This is a genomic window from Streptomyces sp. NPDC090127 (genome assembly GCF_044746945.1).
Classification (GTDB): domain Bacteria; phylum Actinomycetota; class Actinomycetes; order Streptomycetales; family Streptomycetaceae; genus Streptomyces.
This window is the reverse complement of the sequence record NZ_JBIVDE010000007.1, coordinates 75356-89419: the sequence shown is the minus strand read 5'-3', so window position 1 is coordinate 89419 and position 14064 is coordinate 75356. Positions and strand designations below refer to the sequence as shown.

Below are 14064 nucleotides of genomic sequence, written 5' to 3'. Positions count from 1 at the left end.
TGGAGGCACACCGAGCCCGCTCGCTAGCATCCGAGGCGTGACCGAAGACGTACCGCTGGACGACGCGCCCCTCCTGGACGAGCTGATGCCGTGGTCCGTCGCACCGCTGCGGCTCGGCCGCTCCTGGATCGTGGCGCCGGACGTACGCACGCTGCGCGAGCGCTGGAACCGGCTGGTCGCCGCCGACCCGGCGGAACGCCAGGAGCTGTTCCGGCCCAGCCGGGCGCGCACCTTGTCGAGTTCCGTGGCCGCGCTGCCCGGGCAGCGGACCGGCACGGTCCGGTTCGCCCGGGAGACGGGGCCCTGCCCGGATCCGGTACGGCTCGCCCACGGGCCCTTCGACGAGCAGTGGCTGCTCCCCGACCACCGGCTGATCGACACCGCTCGCCCCGAGCTGTGGCGGGTCGCCGACGCGCACCAGCTCTTCGCCGTCGAGCAGGGGTACGTGCCGGGCGCGGCCGGACCCGCGCTGCTGGTGACGGCGGCGCTGCCCGCGGGCCGCTCCCCTGCCGGGCGGCCGGGCCGGATCCGGCCGCTGTTCCGCCGCCCCGGGGGCGCGGAGCCGAACCTCACGCCGGGTCTGCTCGACTGGCTGGGCGAGCGGTACGGATGCCAGGTCGCCGCCGCCGACGTGCCGGCCTGGGCCGTGGCGGCCGCCCGCCCCTCCGCCGCCGGCTGCCGTGTCCCGCTCCCGGCGGACCCGGACGTGTGGGCGGCGGGCGTGGAGCTCGGCCGCGCCCTCACCGACATCCAGCTGCGGGGCGCCCGGGGCGGCGAGCGGCCCCGGCTGCCGGGCGGGCGGCGCCCCTACGTCCGGGCGCCGATCCCGGCCCGGCCGACGACGCTCGCGTACGAGCCCGGGGAGGAGACGCTGACCCTCGACGAGGGCAGGATCTCGCCCGTCCCGGCCGCCGCCTGGGAGTTCCACGTGGGGGGCGTACGGATGCTGGAGCAGTGGTTCACCCATCGGACCGCGCCCGCGGAGCCGGGCGGTCTTGAGGCGATCGGGCCTGCCGCCTGGCCGCAGGAGTGGACCTCCGAACTCCTGGAGCTCGTCACCGTCCTCGCGCTCCTCGCCGCCCGGGACGAGGAGCGCGCGGCGCTGACCCGAGCGCCCCGGCTGCCCCGGAGTGCGCTGCGCGAGGCGGGGGTCCTGCCCGTACCGGAGGCGTCCCGCCGTCCCGCCTCCGTCCTGGACCACCAGGAGGAGGGCCCGGAGGGCCAGTTCGCGCTGCTGTGACCGGGGCCGCCCGCACGTCGTCGGCGGTACGCGCGGGGGTGACGGGGGCGCACGTGACGAGGGCGACGGTGACAAGCCGCCGGGCACCGGGTAGTCAGGGCTGTCATGAGCACTCAGCCACTCCCCCTGGAGGGGATCACGGTCGTCGCGGTCGAGCAGGCCGTCGCCGCCCCCTTCGCCACCCGCCAGCTCGCCGATCTGGGCGCCCGCGTCATCAAGGTCGAACGCCCCGACGGCGGTGACTTCGCGCGGGGGTACGACACGGCGGCCCGGGGACTCGCCTCGCACTTCGTGTGGTGCAACCGGGGCAAGGAGTCGGTGGCCGTCGACCTCAAGGACGGGCGCGGGCTCGGCCTGGTCCGCCGGCTCGTGGCCGGTGCTGACGTCTTCGTGCAGAACCTGGCGCAGGGGGCGGCGGCCAGGCTCGGCCTGGACGCGGCCACCCTGTGCGCGGCGCATCCCCGGCTGATCGCGGTCGACCTCTCGGGGTACGGGCCGGGCGGGCCGTACGCGCACAAGCGGGCGTACGACATGCTCGTGCAGTGCGAGGCCGGGCTCGTCTCGGTGACCGGGACCGAGGAGCAGCCGGTGAAGTCGGGGATCCCGGCGGCCGACATCGCGGCCGGGATGTACGCGTACGCGGGTGTCCTCGCCGCGCTGGTGCGGCGCGGGACGACCGGGCGGGGCGGGCCGGTGGAGGTGTCGCTGCTCGACTCGCTGGCCGAGTGGATGGGGCATCCGCTGCACCACGGGATGCACGGGGGCACGGCCCCGGCGCGCACGGGGCTCGCGCACGCCGTCATCGCGCCGTACGACGCCTACCCGACGGTCGACGGGAGCCTGGTGCTGCTGTCGGTCCAGAACGACCGGGAGTGGCGGCGGCTGGCCGAGCAGGTGCTGGAGCGGCCGGATCTGGCGGACGATCCCGCCTTCGCGACGAACACGGCGCGGGTGGCCGGTCGCACGGCGACGGACGCGGTGGTGGCCGGTGCGCTGGCGCCGCTGACGGCGGCGCAGGCGCTGGCGCGGCTGGACGCGGCGGGGATCGCGTGCGCGCGGCTGAACACCGTGGCGGACCTGGCGCAGCATCCGCAGCTGGCGGCGCGGGAGCGGTGGCGGGAGGTGGGGTCGCCGGTGGGGCCGTTGCGCTCGCTGGTGCCGCCCGTCACGTACCCGGACGGGCCGGAGGCCCCGATGGGCCGCGTGCCGGGGCTGGGGGACGACACGGACGTCGTGCTCGGGGAGTTGGGCGTCACGCCGGAGGAGCTGCGGGTGCTACGGGCGGACGGGGTCGTGGCGTGACCGCCCGCGAGAGGGGACGGTCACAGGGCGGGACGGTCGGTGGAGGGACGGGGGGACGGTCACGTACGGGACGGTCGGTGGTGGGACGGTCGCGGGAGGACCGCATCACGGGGTGAACGGGGGTGGGCGCGCGCCGTCGTCGGGGTTGTGCCCACCTGTCCCGCCCTGCGGGATGCGTGCCCGCTATCTCCGGCGGCTCAGCCTCTGCTGCCGAAGAGGCTGCGGCGCAGGCGGCGGAGGGGGGCGAAGAGCGAGACGCGCGCGCTCTTGCTCCTGCGGGTCTGCGTGATGTCGCGCGAGGTGAGCTCGCGCATCAGCAGCGTCGCCTCGGCCGCCTCGCGCTGTGGCACGACGGGGCCGCCGAGCACCGCGAGATGGCGGTCGAGCCGCGAACTGGTCGCGCTGTTCCCGCATGTGATGGCAGGCACTCGCGGCCTGCTGCGCATTGCTATCTGTTCCATGACACTCCCCACCCTAACGAGGGCACCCGGCCCGGGCAGGTTAACCCTATCGCTCCGTGCTGACACTCGTGTATCCCGACGGCAGGATTCACCGCACTCGTACGGGCGTTGACGACTACTGTCCGAATCCATCTGATTTCAGGGTGAGTTGGACAGGCCTCGAACACCTGCCGAACCGTCACGAACCATCCTGCACGCAAGGCCGCCGGCTGTCGTCCTCTGTCACCGTCTGACGATGTGTGATCTCCGCCACCAAGATCACACCGCGTTCTCCGCGCGGTGTTCGAACCACCCCGCCGGGGGGCAGACATGCTCAAACAGGACCCGGACCGGGCCGACGACGGAGAGGGACGCGCCATGACCGTGATCGCGGGGCGTTACCGGCTCCTGGACGTCATCGGACAGGGCGGCATGGGCACGGTCTGGCGGGCCAGGGACGAGGCTCTCGGCCGGGACGTGGCCGTGAAGGAGGTCCGCGCCCCGGCCGGCCTGAGCGGCGCCGACGAGCAGCGGCTGTACGCCCGCCTGGAGCGCGAGGCCTGGGCGACCGCCCGGATCGCGCACCGGAACGCGGTGACGGTGTACGACGTGGCCACCGAGGACGGCCGCCCCTGGATCGTCATGGAGCTGATCCAGGGCCTGACCCTCGCCGACGTGATCGACGCGGAGGGGCCGATGCCCCCGCAGCGCGCCGCGCTCATCGGTGCCGAGGTCCTCGCGGCGCTGCGCGCCGCGCACGAGGCGGGGGTGCTGCACCGGGACGTGAAGCCGGGCAACGTCCTGCTCGCCAACGACGGCCGGGTCGTGCTGACCGACTTCGGGATCGCGGCGGTGGAGGGGACGTCTCCGCTGACGATGACGGGCGAGCTGATCGGGTCGCCCGAATTCCTGGCGCCCGAGCGGGCGTTGGGCCGGACCCCCGGCCCGGCCTCGGACCTGTGGTCACTGGGGATCCTGCTCTACGCGGCGGTGGAGGGCAGTTCGCCCTTCCGCCAGGACACCCCCCTGACGACGCTGCGCGCCGTCGTCGACGAGGAACTGCCGCCGTCGCGTCGCGCGGGCCCGCTCGCGCCGGTCATCGAGGGCCTGCTGCGCAAGGAGCCGGGCGACCGCCTCTCGGCGGACGAGGCCGAACGGCAGTTGAGGCTGGTGGGCGCGGGCGGCTCGCCCCGTTCGGGGCCGGTGCGCTCGGAGCCGTACGGGCCGACCGGCCGGACCTCGGACGAGGGGCCGAACCGGCCGACGGCCCCGATCCCGATCCCGACTCCGAACCCGACGCCGCCTCAGCCCCTCCCGGCGCACAGCTCGCGCGGTCAGGCGGAGCCGCCGGACCGCTCGGGGCGGGCGGTGGCCGTCCTCGCGACCGGCGTGGTCCTGCTGCTGCTCGCCGTGGGCGCCCTGACGTACGCGCTGCTGCGGAACGGAGACAGCGGAGGTCCGGGCGACGCGCAGGTGACGAGTTCACCGGCGACGAGCGCGCCCCCGACCGGCGCGCCCACCACGGCACCCCCCACCAGACCCACGCCGACCGGGCCGACGGCCACGACCGGCACCACGGCACCGCAGGCGCCCACGGTCCTGGTGCACGTGCGGGCGGTGCGCGGCAGTCACACGGGCACCTGCCCGCCGCCGGAGGAGCGGGCCCCCGCGTTCGTCGCGACGCTCACGGTGGGCCGGACACCCACCTCGGTGGAGTACCGCTGGGTCACCGAGAGCGGGGAGACCTCGGCCGAACAGGGCTGGCGGACGCTGGAGTTCCCGGCGGACGGCCCGCGGGAGAAGAACGTCGAGCACACCGAGCTGACGCACCGGGCGGACGACACATGGCGCGACCGGATCAGGCTGGAGGTGCGCGCTCCGGTCGAGAAGCGCTCGAACTGGGTGGAGTTCACGGTGACCTGCGAGCAGGTGACCCCGACGGGCGGGGCCACCTCCCCGAGCGGATCGGCTACGCCACAGCTCTGAAGCTGGGCAGGTAGCCGCCGGACTGACCGGCGGCCGTGGGGTGGTACGACTCGCCGATGTTGAGCCAGTTGACGCTGTGCAGCCACGACGAGCTGGAGCAGATCTCGTGGCCGGTGAAGGCGGGGACCACGCCGGCGAAGGTGTAGCCGTGGTCGGCGGCGCGCTTGGCGGTGGCCTCGTTGAGGATGTCCGATCCCTCGTTGATGGCGCGTCGTTCGTTCTCGCTCAGGCCGGCGAGGCAGCTGCCGCCGAGCTTGTAGAAGCGGGGGTAGCCGAGGACGACGACCCGGGCGTTCGGCGCCTTGGCCCGGATGGCCGCGTATACCGAGTCGAGCTTTCCGGGCAGGGTGTCGGCGACATAGGACTTGGCTTGATTCACACGGTTGATACAGGTGGTCTCCGACTGGAGGACGCAGGTGGTCATGACGTCGGCGAAGCCGGCGTCATTTCCCCCGATCGTGACGGAGACCAGGTCGGTGGCGGTGGAGAGGGGTCCGAGCTGACCGCTCGTGACATCACCCGTTCGGGCGCCCGAGCACGCCGTGAACGCGAACGACGAGGGTGCGTTCGCGTTCTTCCAGAGGACGGGGAAGGCCTTCGTGGAGCGCTTGCAGTCGCCGCTGGCGCTGTCGTAGCTGCCGGCTCCGACGCCGGAGGAGTACGAGTCGCCCAGCGCCACGTAGTCGACGGCGGCTGTTTCGGCGGCCTGTGCGGCTCCCGCCCCGGTGAGGGCGAGGACGGCACCGAGGAGGAGCGAGGACGAGAATGCCGCGAATCGGGACAGTTTCATGGAACCTCCCTGTAGCAGGATCTCTGCGCTACTAGGTAGTAGCAGCTGCCACGGCCCTGCTGGAAGTGTCCATGCCAAGAAGTTTTGGCGAGATCTTGCCGACGCCCCGTCAGGAGCCGCCCGAGGCCGCCACGGGCCGTCGAGATCAAGCCATCTGATGAATCATCCGTCGACGCGGATGCGCACAACAATGTGCTGGATCCGGTCGTACGCCGAAAGCTCTCCAAGGCGGGCCCTGACGCACTGAGAAGCGGCCGGCCGGCGGATCCGGGGGCTGCGGCCGTCCCCCGGATCCGCCCGGTCAAAACACGGTGCGCGCCATGGTCCGTTGCCGGATCATGGGCGCTATGTCTGCCACGCCAGCCGAGGAGTTCCCCCTGTCCGAACCCTCCGGGCCGCCCGAGCCTGCCGAACCCTCCGAGGCGTCCGAGCCTTCCGGGCCGTCCAGGTCGTCCGGGCGTACCGAACCCTCCGAGGCGCCCGAGCCGTCCGAGCCGTCCGAGCCGCAGCGGGCGTTGCCCATCCGGCTCACCGTCGACGACAGCGACTCGCCCTCGGACGTCATCGACGCGCTCTTCCTCGGCCGTTTCACGACGGGCGAGCAGCCGCACGCGCAGAGCACGACCCTGGACCGGGTGAAGCCCGCCGCGACGCTCCTGCCGGCCGGGGCGAAGGTGCTGCGTGCCGCCAAGGACGACGACCGCGCCGCCGTGCTCGCCGAGGGCGCGGGCTGGACGATCCTCGTCTCGCGCTGGAACCGGGGTGCCGACGTCACCGTCACCGCCACCGAGCCGGAACTGGCGGAGCGGATCCTCAAGGAGGCCACGGACGGGGCGAAGGACGAACCCGAACCGCAGCCCGAGAACGTGACGATGGGCTTCTGGTACGTGTCGCCCCGGCGCGGCCCGCACCGGACGACCCGGCAGATCAGCGCCGGGACGTGGGACGAGATCCGGCCCAACTACACGGCGCAGGTGGCCGATGCGATGGACCGGCTGATGAAGGTCACCCCGGACCACATCGCGGGCCGGCTGCTGCTGCTCCACGGGCCGCCGGGGACGGGCAAGACCTCCGCGCTGCGCACCCTCGCCCGCTCCTGGCGCGACTGGTGCCAGGTGGACTGCGTCCTGGACCCCGAGCGGCTCTTCAACGACGTCGGATATCTGATGGACATCGCGATCGGCGAGGACGAGGGTACGGCGAAGGGGCGGTGGCGGCTGCTGCTCCTGGAGGACTGCGACGAGCTGATCCGCGGCGAGGCGAAGCACACGGCCGGGCAGGCGCTCTCCCGGCTGCTCAACCTCACCGACGGGCTGCTGGGCCAGGGCCGCAACGTCCTCGTCGGCGTCACCACCAACGAGGACCTGGAGCGTCTGCACCCGGCCGTGGTCCGCCCCGGCCGGTGCCTGGCCCGGATCGAGGTGGGCGGGCTGACCCGGGCCGAGTCCGTGGGATGGCTGGGGACGGAGGAGGGCGTCGGGCGCGAGGGCGCGACGCTGGCGGAGCTGTACGCGCTACGGCGCGGCACGTCGCCCACCGGCATCCCGGAGTCCCGCGCCCCGGAGGCGGGGCTCTACCTGTAGGAGCTGAAGGCACGGTAGGAGCCGTCGCAGCCGTAGAAGCTGCGGCAGCCGACTCCGGGAGGCGGGGCGCTCCCGGGGCACAGGACGCCTCCGAGACGCGGGCACCTCCCGGGCACGGCGGGACGCCTACGGGGCGCGGGACGCCTCCGAGACGCGGGCACCCCCGGGGCGGGACGCCGACGGGGCGCGGGACGCCTCCGAGACGCGGGCACCCCCGGGGCGGGACGCCGACGGGGCGCGGGACGCCTCCGAGTCGCGGGCGCCTCCCGGGCACGGGGCGCCCTCCGAGGCACGGGGCCGCTCCGGGGTCAACTCCCGTACGTCGCCCGCAGCGCGTCCGAGATCGCGGCCGACGCCGCCTCCCGGGTCAGGCCCAGCCGCTTGGCCTCCGTCGCGTACATCGCGGCCGCGCTCGCCGCCCGGCGGGCCGCCGCGTCGCCCGCCGCCGCGACGAAGGTGCCGAGACGGCCCCGGGTCTCGATGACGCCGTCCGCCTCCAGCGACTTGTACGCCTTGGCGACCGTGTTCGCCGCCAGGCCGAGGTCCTCCGCCAGGCCTCGTACCGTCGGGAGTTTGTAGCCGACCGGCAGGGTGCCCGAGCGGGCGCGTTCCGCGATCTGGGCGCGGAGTTGTTCGTACGGGGCGGTCGAGGAGGCCGTGTCCACAGTGATTCGCAATGTCACGGGCCGATTCTCCCCCCGCCCCGGGGGAAAATGGGAGGCGGCCGCGCCACTCCCCCGCATAGCGTGCGGCACCATGACTGTGATCGTCCGGGATGTACGCCCCGAGGACGCCGAGGCCTTCGCCCTCGTCCGCCGCGCCGCGCTCCCCGCCATGCTCGCCACCGGCGCCCAGGTCGCCTTCGACTGGGCCCACGCCCATCCCGACGCCCACGCGCGCCCCCTGGTCGCCGAGGTCGACGGGGAGGTCGTCGGCACGGCCCAGATCCGTGTCGCGTACGACGCGCCCGAACCGGACGTCGGCTCGCTCAACATCTACGTCCACCCGGAGAGGCGGGGCCTCGGCGCCGGCTCGCTGCTGGTGCGGGCCGCCGAGGAGCACCTCGCGCGATGCGGGGCGACCACGCTCTTCAGCTGGGTGCTCGACGCCCCGGAGTTCCGTGGCTTCGCCGAGCGGCTCGGCTACGCGGCCCGCCGCACCGCGCACTTCCTCCGGCTCGACCTCACCGCCGAGCTGCCGCCGCTCCAGCGGCCGCCGTCCGGTGTCGAGCTGCGGACCGCCGCCACGTTCGCCGCCGATCCCCGTCCGCTGTTCGTCCTGGACGCGGTGACCACGGCCGACGAGCCCGGCGACGTCGGGGCCGAGCTGACCGACTACGAGCACTGGCTGGCGACCACCTGGAACCACCCGCTCTTCGACGCGGAGCTGACGACGGTCGCGGTGGTCGACGGCCGCCCGGTCGCCTTCAGCGCCGCCGAGACCGACGGCCGGGGGCGGTACAGCAGCGGGATGACCGGCACCGACCCGGCGTTCCGGGGGCGGGGCCTCGCCAAGCTCGCCAAGAACGACTCCCTGCACCGGGCCCGCGCGGCGGGCTGCACGGAGGCGTTCACCGGGAACGACGCCGGGAACGGGCCGATGCTGGCGATCAACGAATGGTTCGGTTACGAGGTGTGCGCGACGGAGGTGCGCCATGTCCGGGCGCTCGGTTGAGATCGTGCTCGTGAAGGCGGGGCGGACGAAGATCCGGTATCCCGCCGAGGTCGTCGCCGACGACGGTTCGCGGCTGACCGTGCGTGCGCCGTGGGCCGCCGAGGGGGTGCGTGACTTCGGCTTCGTACGGTTCGAGCCGGGCGATGTGTTCGTGGAGCACTACTGGCGCGATCGCTGGTACGCGGTCAAGGAGGTCCGGTCCTCGAACGGGACGCTCAAGGGCTGGTACTGCGATGTCACCCGGCCGGCCGTCGTCGACGGTCCCGAGGTCGTGGTCGAGGACCTGGACCTGGACCTGTGGGTGTCGGCGGACGGCACCGAGGTGCTCCGGCTGGACGAGGACGAGTTCGCGGCGAGCGGCCTGGCCGCCACCGACCCGGAGGCGGCCGGCCGCGCCGTCGACGCCCTCGACGAGCTCGAAGGTCTCGGCCGCGAGGGACTGGTCCGGCTGCTCGGCGTCAGCCGAGGATGACGGCGGACTCCTCCGTCGCGAGGAAGCCGGGCATCGGCACGCCCAGCGGGCCCGAGGGCGTGAGCTGCACCAGGGTGGCCCTCACCTCGGCGGCGCCGGCCCGGTAGGCGGGATCCTTCACGACGCTCGAGTTGGTCCAGTCGCGGATCCGGCCGTCGCAGACGGCCCTGGTGCCGCCGATCCCGGTGGACCGGTCGCCCTGGACGAGGGTGCTGCCGACGAAGACCGGTCCCGCGCTGTCGTCGAGGCAGCGGTACGTGCCGGAGACGGTGACGGTGCCGTCGGCGGCTACGGTCCCGTACGCGTCGACGGAGAGGGCGTCGGCGGGGCCCGCGTGGGCGGTGCCGGCGGCAGCGGCCACGGCGGCGACCAGCAGCGAGCCGGCGGAGAGGGCGAGGCGGATACGCATGGGGGTGATCCCTTCCGGGGGGGGTGGGTACGCCCGCCAGGGATACCGGATCAAGCCGCGAGCTGTCCGAAACTCACCCTATCGGGGGCGAGTTGAGGGGCCCGTGGTCATGAATACGGTCGTACGGTCCGCCCGGCCGCCCTCCCGGACTCCCCCCACACCCGCACGGGCGTGGGGGGAGGCCACCCGCGTCATGCCGACACGTCACGGCGGCGGCGGATCACCTTCTTCAGCAGGGGCCAGGCCAGCAGGAGCACGATCACCGCGTAGACCGCCACCGAGAACGGCGTGTTCACCAGGCCGGTCAGCGAGCCGTCGCTGATCTGGAGCGCGCGGCGCAGTTGCTGTTCGGCGGCCGGGCCGAGGATGACGCCGATGACGGCCGGCAGGACGGGCAGTCCGTACCGTCGCATGCCGAACCCGATCAGGCCGACGATCAGCAGGATGACCAGGTCGAGCGCCTCGCCGCCGACCGCGTACGCGCCGACGGCGGCGAAGAAGAGGATGCCGGCGTAGAGGTACGGGCGCGGGATGCGCAGCAGCTTGGCCCAGAGGGGCGCGAGCGGCAGGTTGAGCGCGAGCAGCAGGACCATGCCGACGAAGAGCGAGGCGATCAGGCCCCAGACCAGGTCGGGTTCGCGTTCGAAGAGCAGCGGTCCGGGCTGGATGCCGTACTGCTGGAAGGCGGCGAGCATCACGGCGGCGACGGCGGTGGTCGGCAGGCCCAGGGTCAGCATGGAGACGAGCGTGCCGGCGGCGGAGGCCGAGGCGGCGGACTCGGGTCCCGCGACGCCCTCGATGGCGCCCTTGCCGAACTGGTCCTTGTGGGTCGAGAACCGCTTCTCCGTGACGTACGAGAGGAAGGTCGGGATCTCCGCGCCGCCGGCCGGGATCGCGCCGAACGGGAAGCCGATGAGGGGGCCACGCAGCCAGGACTTCCAGGTGCGCCGCACGTCGTCCTTGCCGAGCCACGGCCGGCCGACCGGGATCGCCTCGCCGGACGTGCGGCGCAGGTGCGCGGCGACCCACAGGGCCTCGCCGATCGCGAAGAGACCGACCGCGACGATCACGACGTCGATGCCGTCGGCGAGCTGGAGCGACCCGAAGGTGAGGCGCTGCTGCCCGGTCATCTGGTCCAGGCCGACCAGCCCCAGGGTGAGGCCGATGAGCAGCGAGGCGAGGCCGCGGATCCGGGAGGAGCCGAGGACGGAGGTCACCGCGATGAAGGCGAGGACCATGATGGCGAAGTAGTCGGGCGCTCCGATGTCGACGGCGAGCGCGGCGACGGTCGGGGCGAGGGCGACGAGCAGCAGGGTGCCGATCATGCCGCCGGTGAAGTGGCCGATGGCGGCCGCCGCGAGCGCCTGCGCGCCCCGGCCGGCCTTGGCCATCGGGTTGCCTTCCAGGGCGGCGACGACGGCCGCGCTCTCGCCGGGGGTGTTGAGCAGGATCGAGGTGGTGGAGCCGCCGAACATGGCTCCGTAGTAGATGCCGGCGAACATGATGAAGGCGCCGGTCGGTTCGAGTCCGTACGTCACCGGGAGCAGCAGGGCGACCGCCATGGCGGGGCCGATGCCGGGCAGGACGCCGATGGCGGTGCCGAGGAGTACGCCGATGGCGGCCCACAGCAGGTTCATCGGGGTGAGGGCCGTACCGAAGCCGTCGATCAGGGAGTGGAGTGAGTCCATGGGTCAGAGCGCTCCCATCAGCGGGCCGCCGGGCAGCGGAACTCCGAGCAGGTTGTTGAAGAGGACGTAGGTGAGCAGGGAGAGTCCGGCGGCGATCAGCGGGTCGCGGGTGAGGTGGCGGCTGCCGAGGGCGTAGGCCGCGCCCCAGAAGAGCAGGGCTCCGGAGACGGGGAAGCCGACCGGTCCGATGAGGACGGCGAAGGCGAGGAAGACTCCGGCGAGGAGCAGGACCGTGCGCCAGTCGCCGGGCTCGGAGAGGTCGACGTCCTCGCCGCCCTCGGCCTCGCCGCGGCCGCCGCGCAGGACGTCGACGGTGAGCAGGACGGCGACGACGAGCAGGCCGACGCCGACGACGACGGGGACGGTCCTGGGTCCGACGGGGCCGCGCTGGGCGAGGTCGACGGTCATGGTGAGGGCGTCGGTGAGGACGAGGACGCCGATGGCGAAGAGGAGGACGCCGACGCCGAGTTCGGAGTGTTCTCGCAGCCAGGACCGCTGCGACGGCGTGGGGTTCGTGGGGGCGCTCACAGTCCCAGCTCCTTCAGTACGGAGGCGACCTGCTTGTCCTGTTCGGCGAGGAAGGCGCCGAACTGCTCGCCGGGCTGGAAGGCGTCGTGCCAGCCGTTCTTCTTCAGCGACTCGCGCCACTGCGGGGAGTCGTGCAGCCGGGTGACGAGGCCGACGAGCTTGTCGCGCTCGGCGTCGGAGAGGCCGGGCGGGGCGACGATCCCGCGCCAGTTGATGAACTCGGTGTCGAGGCCCGCCTCGCGCAGGGTGGGCGCGTCCAGGCCGGGGACCCGTTCGGGGCCGGTGACGGCGAGCAGGCGCAGCTCGCCCGACTCGATCTGGTCGCGGTACTCGCCGAGGCCCGAGACACCGAAGGCGACCTTGTCGCCGAGGATGGAGGCGAGGAGCTCGCCGCCGCCGTCGAAGGGGATGTAGTTGACGCTCTTCGGCGCGATGCCGGCGGCGCGGGCCATCAGCATCGGGGCGAGGTGGTCGGGGCCGCCGGGTGAGGAGCCGCCGCCGACGGGCAGCTTGCCGGGGTTCGCCTTCCAGGCGGTGAGCAGGTCCCCCATGGTCTTGTACGGGGAGTTCTTGCCGACCACGACGATGTCGGGCTCCATGGTGAGCCGGGCGATCGGGGTGGTGTCGGCGAGGGTCTTCGGCGTCTTGTTGGTGTGGACCGCGCCGACGACGCCGAGCCCCATGGACATCGCGACCTTGCCGTTGCCGTGTTCGCCGACGAGCCGGGTCAGGCCGACGGTGCCGCCGGCGCCCGGCAGGTTGAAGACCTCGATGCCGGTGGTGAGGCCGGCGTCCTCGGCGTTCTTCGCCGCCGTGCGGGCGGTGATGTCGTAGCCGCCGCCGGGTGTGTTGGGGACCATGAACCGCAGTCCGGGTATCTGGGTGCCGGTGTCGGAGCCGGTGCCGGCGGAGAGCAGGGGCGGCCCCACCAACACCAGCAGCGCGGCCCCGAGCAGGGCGAGGGGGGTGCGCAGACGCACGTGTGCCGCCTCTCGATAGATGTGTGAAGTGGCCCACATGTTGCCCGCGCGTTAAGAACCTGTCTCTCTTCCGCAATCAACGGACGTTGTGGTCCTTGTGGTCGCGACCTAGCGTGTCGGCGTGACGAAGGTGCTGGTGGTCGACGACGACTTCATGGTCGCGAAGCTGCACAGCCGTTATGTGTCGACTCTGGACGGTTTCTCCGTCGTCGGGGTCGCGCACAGCGGCGGTGAGGCGCTACGCCTCGCCGACCGGCTGCGCCCGGACCTCGTGCTGCTGGACATCTACCTGCCCGACATGGACGGGATCACTGTGCTGCGCGAGCTGCGCGGTTCCGGCCTCGCGGTGGACGCCCTGTTCATCACGGCCGCGCGGGACGCGGGCATGATCCGTTCGGCGCTGCGCGCGGGGGCGCTGCACTATCTGATCAAGCCGTTCAACCAGGCCGCGCTCCAGGAACAGCTGCGGCACGCGGCGTCGCTGCGGACCCGCCTGGACGAGCTGGACGAGGCGCGCCAGGAGGACGTGGACCAGATCTTCGGCGCCCGCCCGCCGGGCTCGCGCGAACTCCCGAAGGGCCTCGCCGCCCCGACGGCGGACCTGGTGGACTCCATCCTGCGGGCACACCCGGCGGGTCTGTCGGCGACGGAGTGCGCGGAGGCGGGCGCGCTGTCCCGGGTCAGCGCGCGCCGCTATCTGGAGTACTTCGCGGAGACGGGCCGGGCGGAGATCACGCTGCGGTACGGGGGGACGGGCCGCCCGGAGCGGCGCTACCGGCGCCTGGCGTAGGGAGGCTGGACCGAAGGCCGCACGGGCGGCTCGGGAGCCGGTGTCCGGGGTGGGCCGAGCGGGAGTCCGAAGGGCCGCTTAGCCGCTCCTTAAAGCGACCATAAGGATCGCCATCGCCCCCTCCTTGCAGCGGATTTCGTGGATTTCGGCGGCTAGCTTGCTGAGCAACCCCACGCACGTCC

Annotated in this window: 14 protein-coding genes; 7 read left to right on the top strand and 7 right to left on the bottom strand. The window is 73.3% G+C overall.

The features are described from left to right. Window positions 1-28 precede the first annotated feature (28 nt). Both ACIPPS_RS24990 and ACIPPS_RS24985 read left to right on the top strand, forming a co-directional pair. Window positions 29-1240 (top strand): type ISP restriction/modification enzyme, encoded by a 1212-nt coding sequence (locus ACIPPS_RS24990; protein ID WP_401436833.1) that lies wholly within the window; start codon window positions 29-31, stop codon window positions 1238-1240. Window positions 1241-1345: 105 nt separating this feature from the next. Next, window positions 1346-2542, top strand: coding sequence for a CaiB/BaiF CoA transferase family protein (locus ACIPPS_RS24985; RefSeq protein WP_401436050.1), 1197 nt, complete (start codon window positions 1346-1348; stop codon window positions 2540-2542). Window positions 2543-2739: 197 nt separating this feature from the next. Here the strand turns inward: ACIPPS_RS24985 and ACIPPS_RS24980 are convergent, their stop codons facing one another. Next, complete coding sequence (locus ACIPPS_RS24980) at window positions 2740-3003, bottom strand: hypothetical protein (RefSeq protein ID WP_401436047.1); 264 nt, start codon at window positions 3001-3003, stop codon at window positions 2740-2742. A gap of 309 nt (window positions 3004-3312) precedes the next feature. Between ACIPPS_RS24980 and ACIPPS_RS24975 the strand changes: the two genes are divergently transcribed. Next, on the top strand, window positions 3313-4968 hold the full coding sequence (locus tag ACIPPS_RS24975; RefSeq protein ID WP_401436045.1) for a serine/threonine-protein kinase: 1656 nt from the start codon (window positions 3313-3315) through the stop codon (window positions 4966-4968). Here the strand turns inward: ACIPPS_RS24975 and ACIPPS_RS24970 are convergent. Then, window positions 4952-5758, bottom strand: coding sequence for an SGNH/GDSL hydrolase family protein (locus tag ACIPPS_RS24970; RefSeq protein ID WP_401436042.1), 807 nt, complete (start codon window positions 5756-5758; stop codon window positions 4952-4954). The two genes, ACIPPS_RS24975 and ACIPPS_RS24970, sit on opposite strands and share 17 nt — an antisense overlap. A 347-nt stretch (window positions 5759-6105) precedes the next feature. Between ACIPPS_RS24970 and ACIPPS_RS24965 the strand changes: the two genes are divergently transcribed. Then, the gene (locus ACIPPS_RS24965; protein WP_401436040.1) at window positions 6106-7341 is read left to right on the top strand and encodes a DUF5925 domain-containing protein; all 1236 of its coding nucleotides are present in this window, start codon (window positions 6106-6108) and stop codon (window positions 7339-7341) included. 308 nt (window positions 7342-7649) lie between these two features. Here ACIPPS_RS24965 and ACIPPS_RS24960 read toward each other — a convergent pair whose 3' ends face one another. Next, window positions 7650-8024 (bottom strand): GntR family transcriptional regulator, encoded by a 375-nt coding sequence (locus ACIPPS_RS24960; RefSeq protein ID WP_401436037.1) that lies wholly within the window; start codon window positions 8022-8024, stop codon window positions 7650-7652. A gap of 73 nt (window positions 8025-8097) precedes the next feature. On the opposite strand from ACIPPS_RS24960, the gene ACIPPS_RS24955 reads away from it, so the two are divergent. Both ACIPPS_RS24955 and ACIPPS_RS24950 read left to right on the top strand, forming a co-directional pair. Then, entirely contained in the window at window positions 8098-9015 is a 918-nt protein-coding gene (locus ACIPPS_RS24955) for a GNAT family N-acetyltransferase (protein WP_401436035.1), read from the top strand. Then, on the top strand, window positions 8996-9487 hold the full coding sequence (locus ACIPPS_RS24950) for a DUF402 domain-containing protein (protein WP_401436032.1): 492 nt from the start codon (window positions 8996-8998) through the stop codon (window positions 9485-9487). Before ACIPPS_RS24955 ends, ACIPPS_RS24950 begins: the two co-directional genes overlap by 20 nt. Here ACIPPS_RS24950 and ACIPPS_RS24945 read toward each other — a convergent pair. The 4 genes from ACIPPS_RS24945 to ACIPPS_RS24930 form a co-directional block, all read right to left on the bottom strand. Beyond that, entirely contained in the window at window positions 9474-9896 is a 423-nt protein-coding gene (locus ACIPPS_RS24945; RefSeq protein ID WP_401436029.1) for a DUF6299 family protein, read from the bottom strand. The two genes, ACIPPS_RS24950 and ACIPPS_RS24945, sit on opposite strands and share 14 nt — an antisense overlap. Window positions 9897-10087: 191 nt before the next feature. Then, window positions 10088-11584, bottom strand: a complete 1497-nt coding sequence (locus ACIPPS_RS24940; protein ID WP_401436026.1) for a tripartite tricarboxylate transporter permease — start codon at window positions 11582-11584, stop codon at window positions 10088-10090. A 3-nt stretch (window positions 11585-11587) separates the two neighbouring features. Then, a complete protein-coding gene (locus ACIPPS_RS24935) occupies window positions 11588-12112 on the bottom strand; it encodes a tripartite tricarboxylate transporter TctB family protein (RefSeq protein ID WP_401436024.1) in 525 nt (174 codons plus the stop codon). Beyond that, the gene (locus ACIPPS_RS24930; RefSeq protein ID WP_401436022.1) at window positions 12109-13092 is read right to left on the bottom strand and encodes a Bug family tripartite tricarboxylate transporter substrate binding protein; all 984 of its coding nucleotides are present in this window, start codon (window positions 13090-13092) and stop codon (window positions 12109-12111) included. The genes ACIPPS_RS24935 and ACIPPS_RS24930 overlap by 4 nt, the downstream gene beginning before the upstream one ends. Window positions 13093-13213: 121 nt before the next feature. On the opposite strand from ACIPPS_RS24930, the gene ACIPPS_RS24925 reads away from it, so the two are divergent. Next, entirely contained in the window at window positions 13214-13882 is a 669-nt protein-coding gene (locus ACIPPS_RS24925) for a response regulator (RefSeq protein WP_401436020.1), read from the top strand. Window positions 13883-14064: the final 182 nt, after the last annotated feature.

Coding starts and splice junctions, on each gene's coding strand:
- ACIPPS_RS24985 (WP_401436050.1), top strand. CDS start 1,346: ATGAGCACTCAGCCACTCCCCCTGGAGGGGATCACGGTCGTCGCGGTC.
- ACIPPS_RS24950 (WP_401436032.1), top strand. CDS start 8,996: ATGTCCGGGCGCTCGGTTGAGATCGTGCTCGTGAAGGCGGGGCGGACG.
- ACIPPS_RS24965 (WP_401436040.1), top strand. CDS start 6,106: ATGTCTGCCACGCCAGCCGAGGAGTTCCCCCTGTCCGAACCCTCCGGG.
- ACIPPS_RS24980 (WP_401436047.1), bottom strand. CDS start 3,003: ATGGAACAGATAGCAATGCGCAGCAGGCCGCGAGTGCCTGCCATCACA.
- ACIPPS_RS24955 (WP_401436035.1), top strand. CDS start 8,098: ATGACTGTGATCGTCCGGGATGTACGCCCCGAGGACGCCGAGGCCTTC.
- ACIPPS_RS24975 (WP_401436045.1), top strand. CDS start 3,313: ATGCTCAAACAGGACCCGGACCGGGCCGACGACGGAGAGGGACGCGCC.
- ACIPPS_RS24940 (WP_401436026.1), bottom strand. CDS start 11,584: ATGGACTCACTCCACTCCCTGATCGACGGCTTCGGTACGGCCCTCACC.
- ACIPPS_RS24945 (WP_401436029.1), bottom strand. CDS start 9,896: ATGCGTATCCGCCTCGCCCTCTCCGCCGGCTCGCTGCTGGTCGCCGCC.
- ACIPPS_RS24970 (WP_401436042.1), bottom strand. CDS start 5,758: ATGAAACTGTCCCGATTCGCGGCATTCTCGTCCTCGCTCCTCCTCGGT.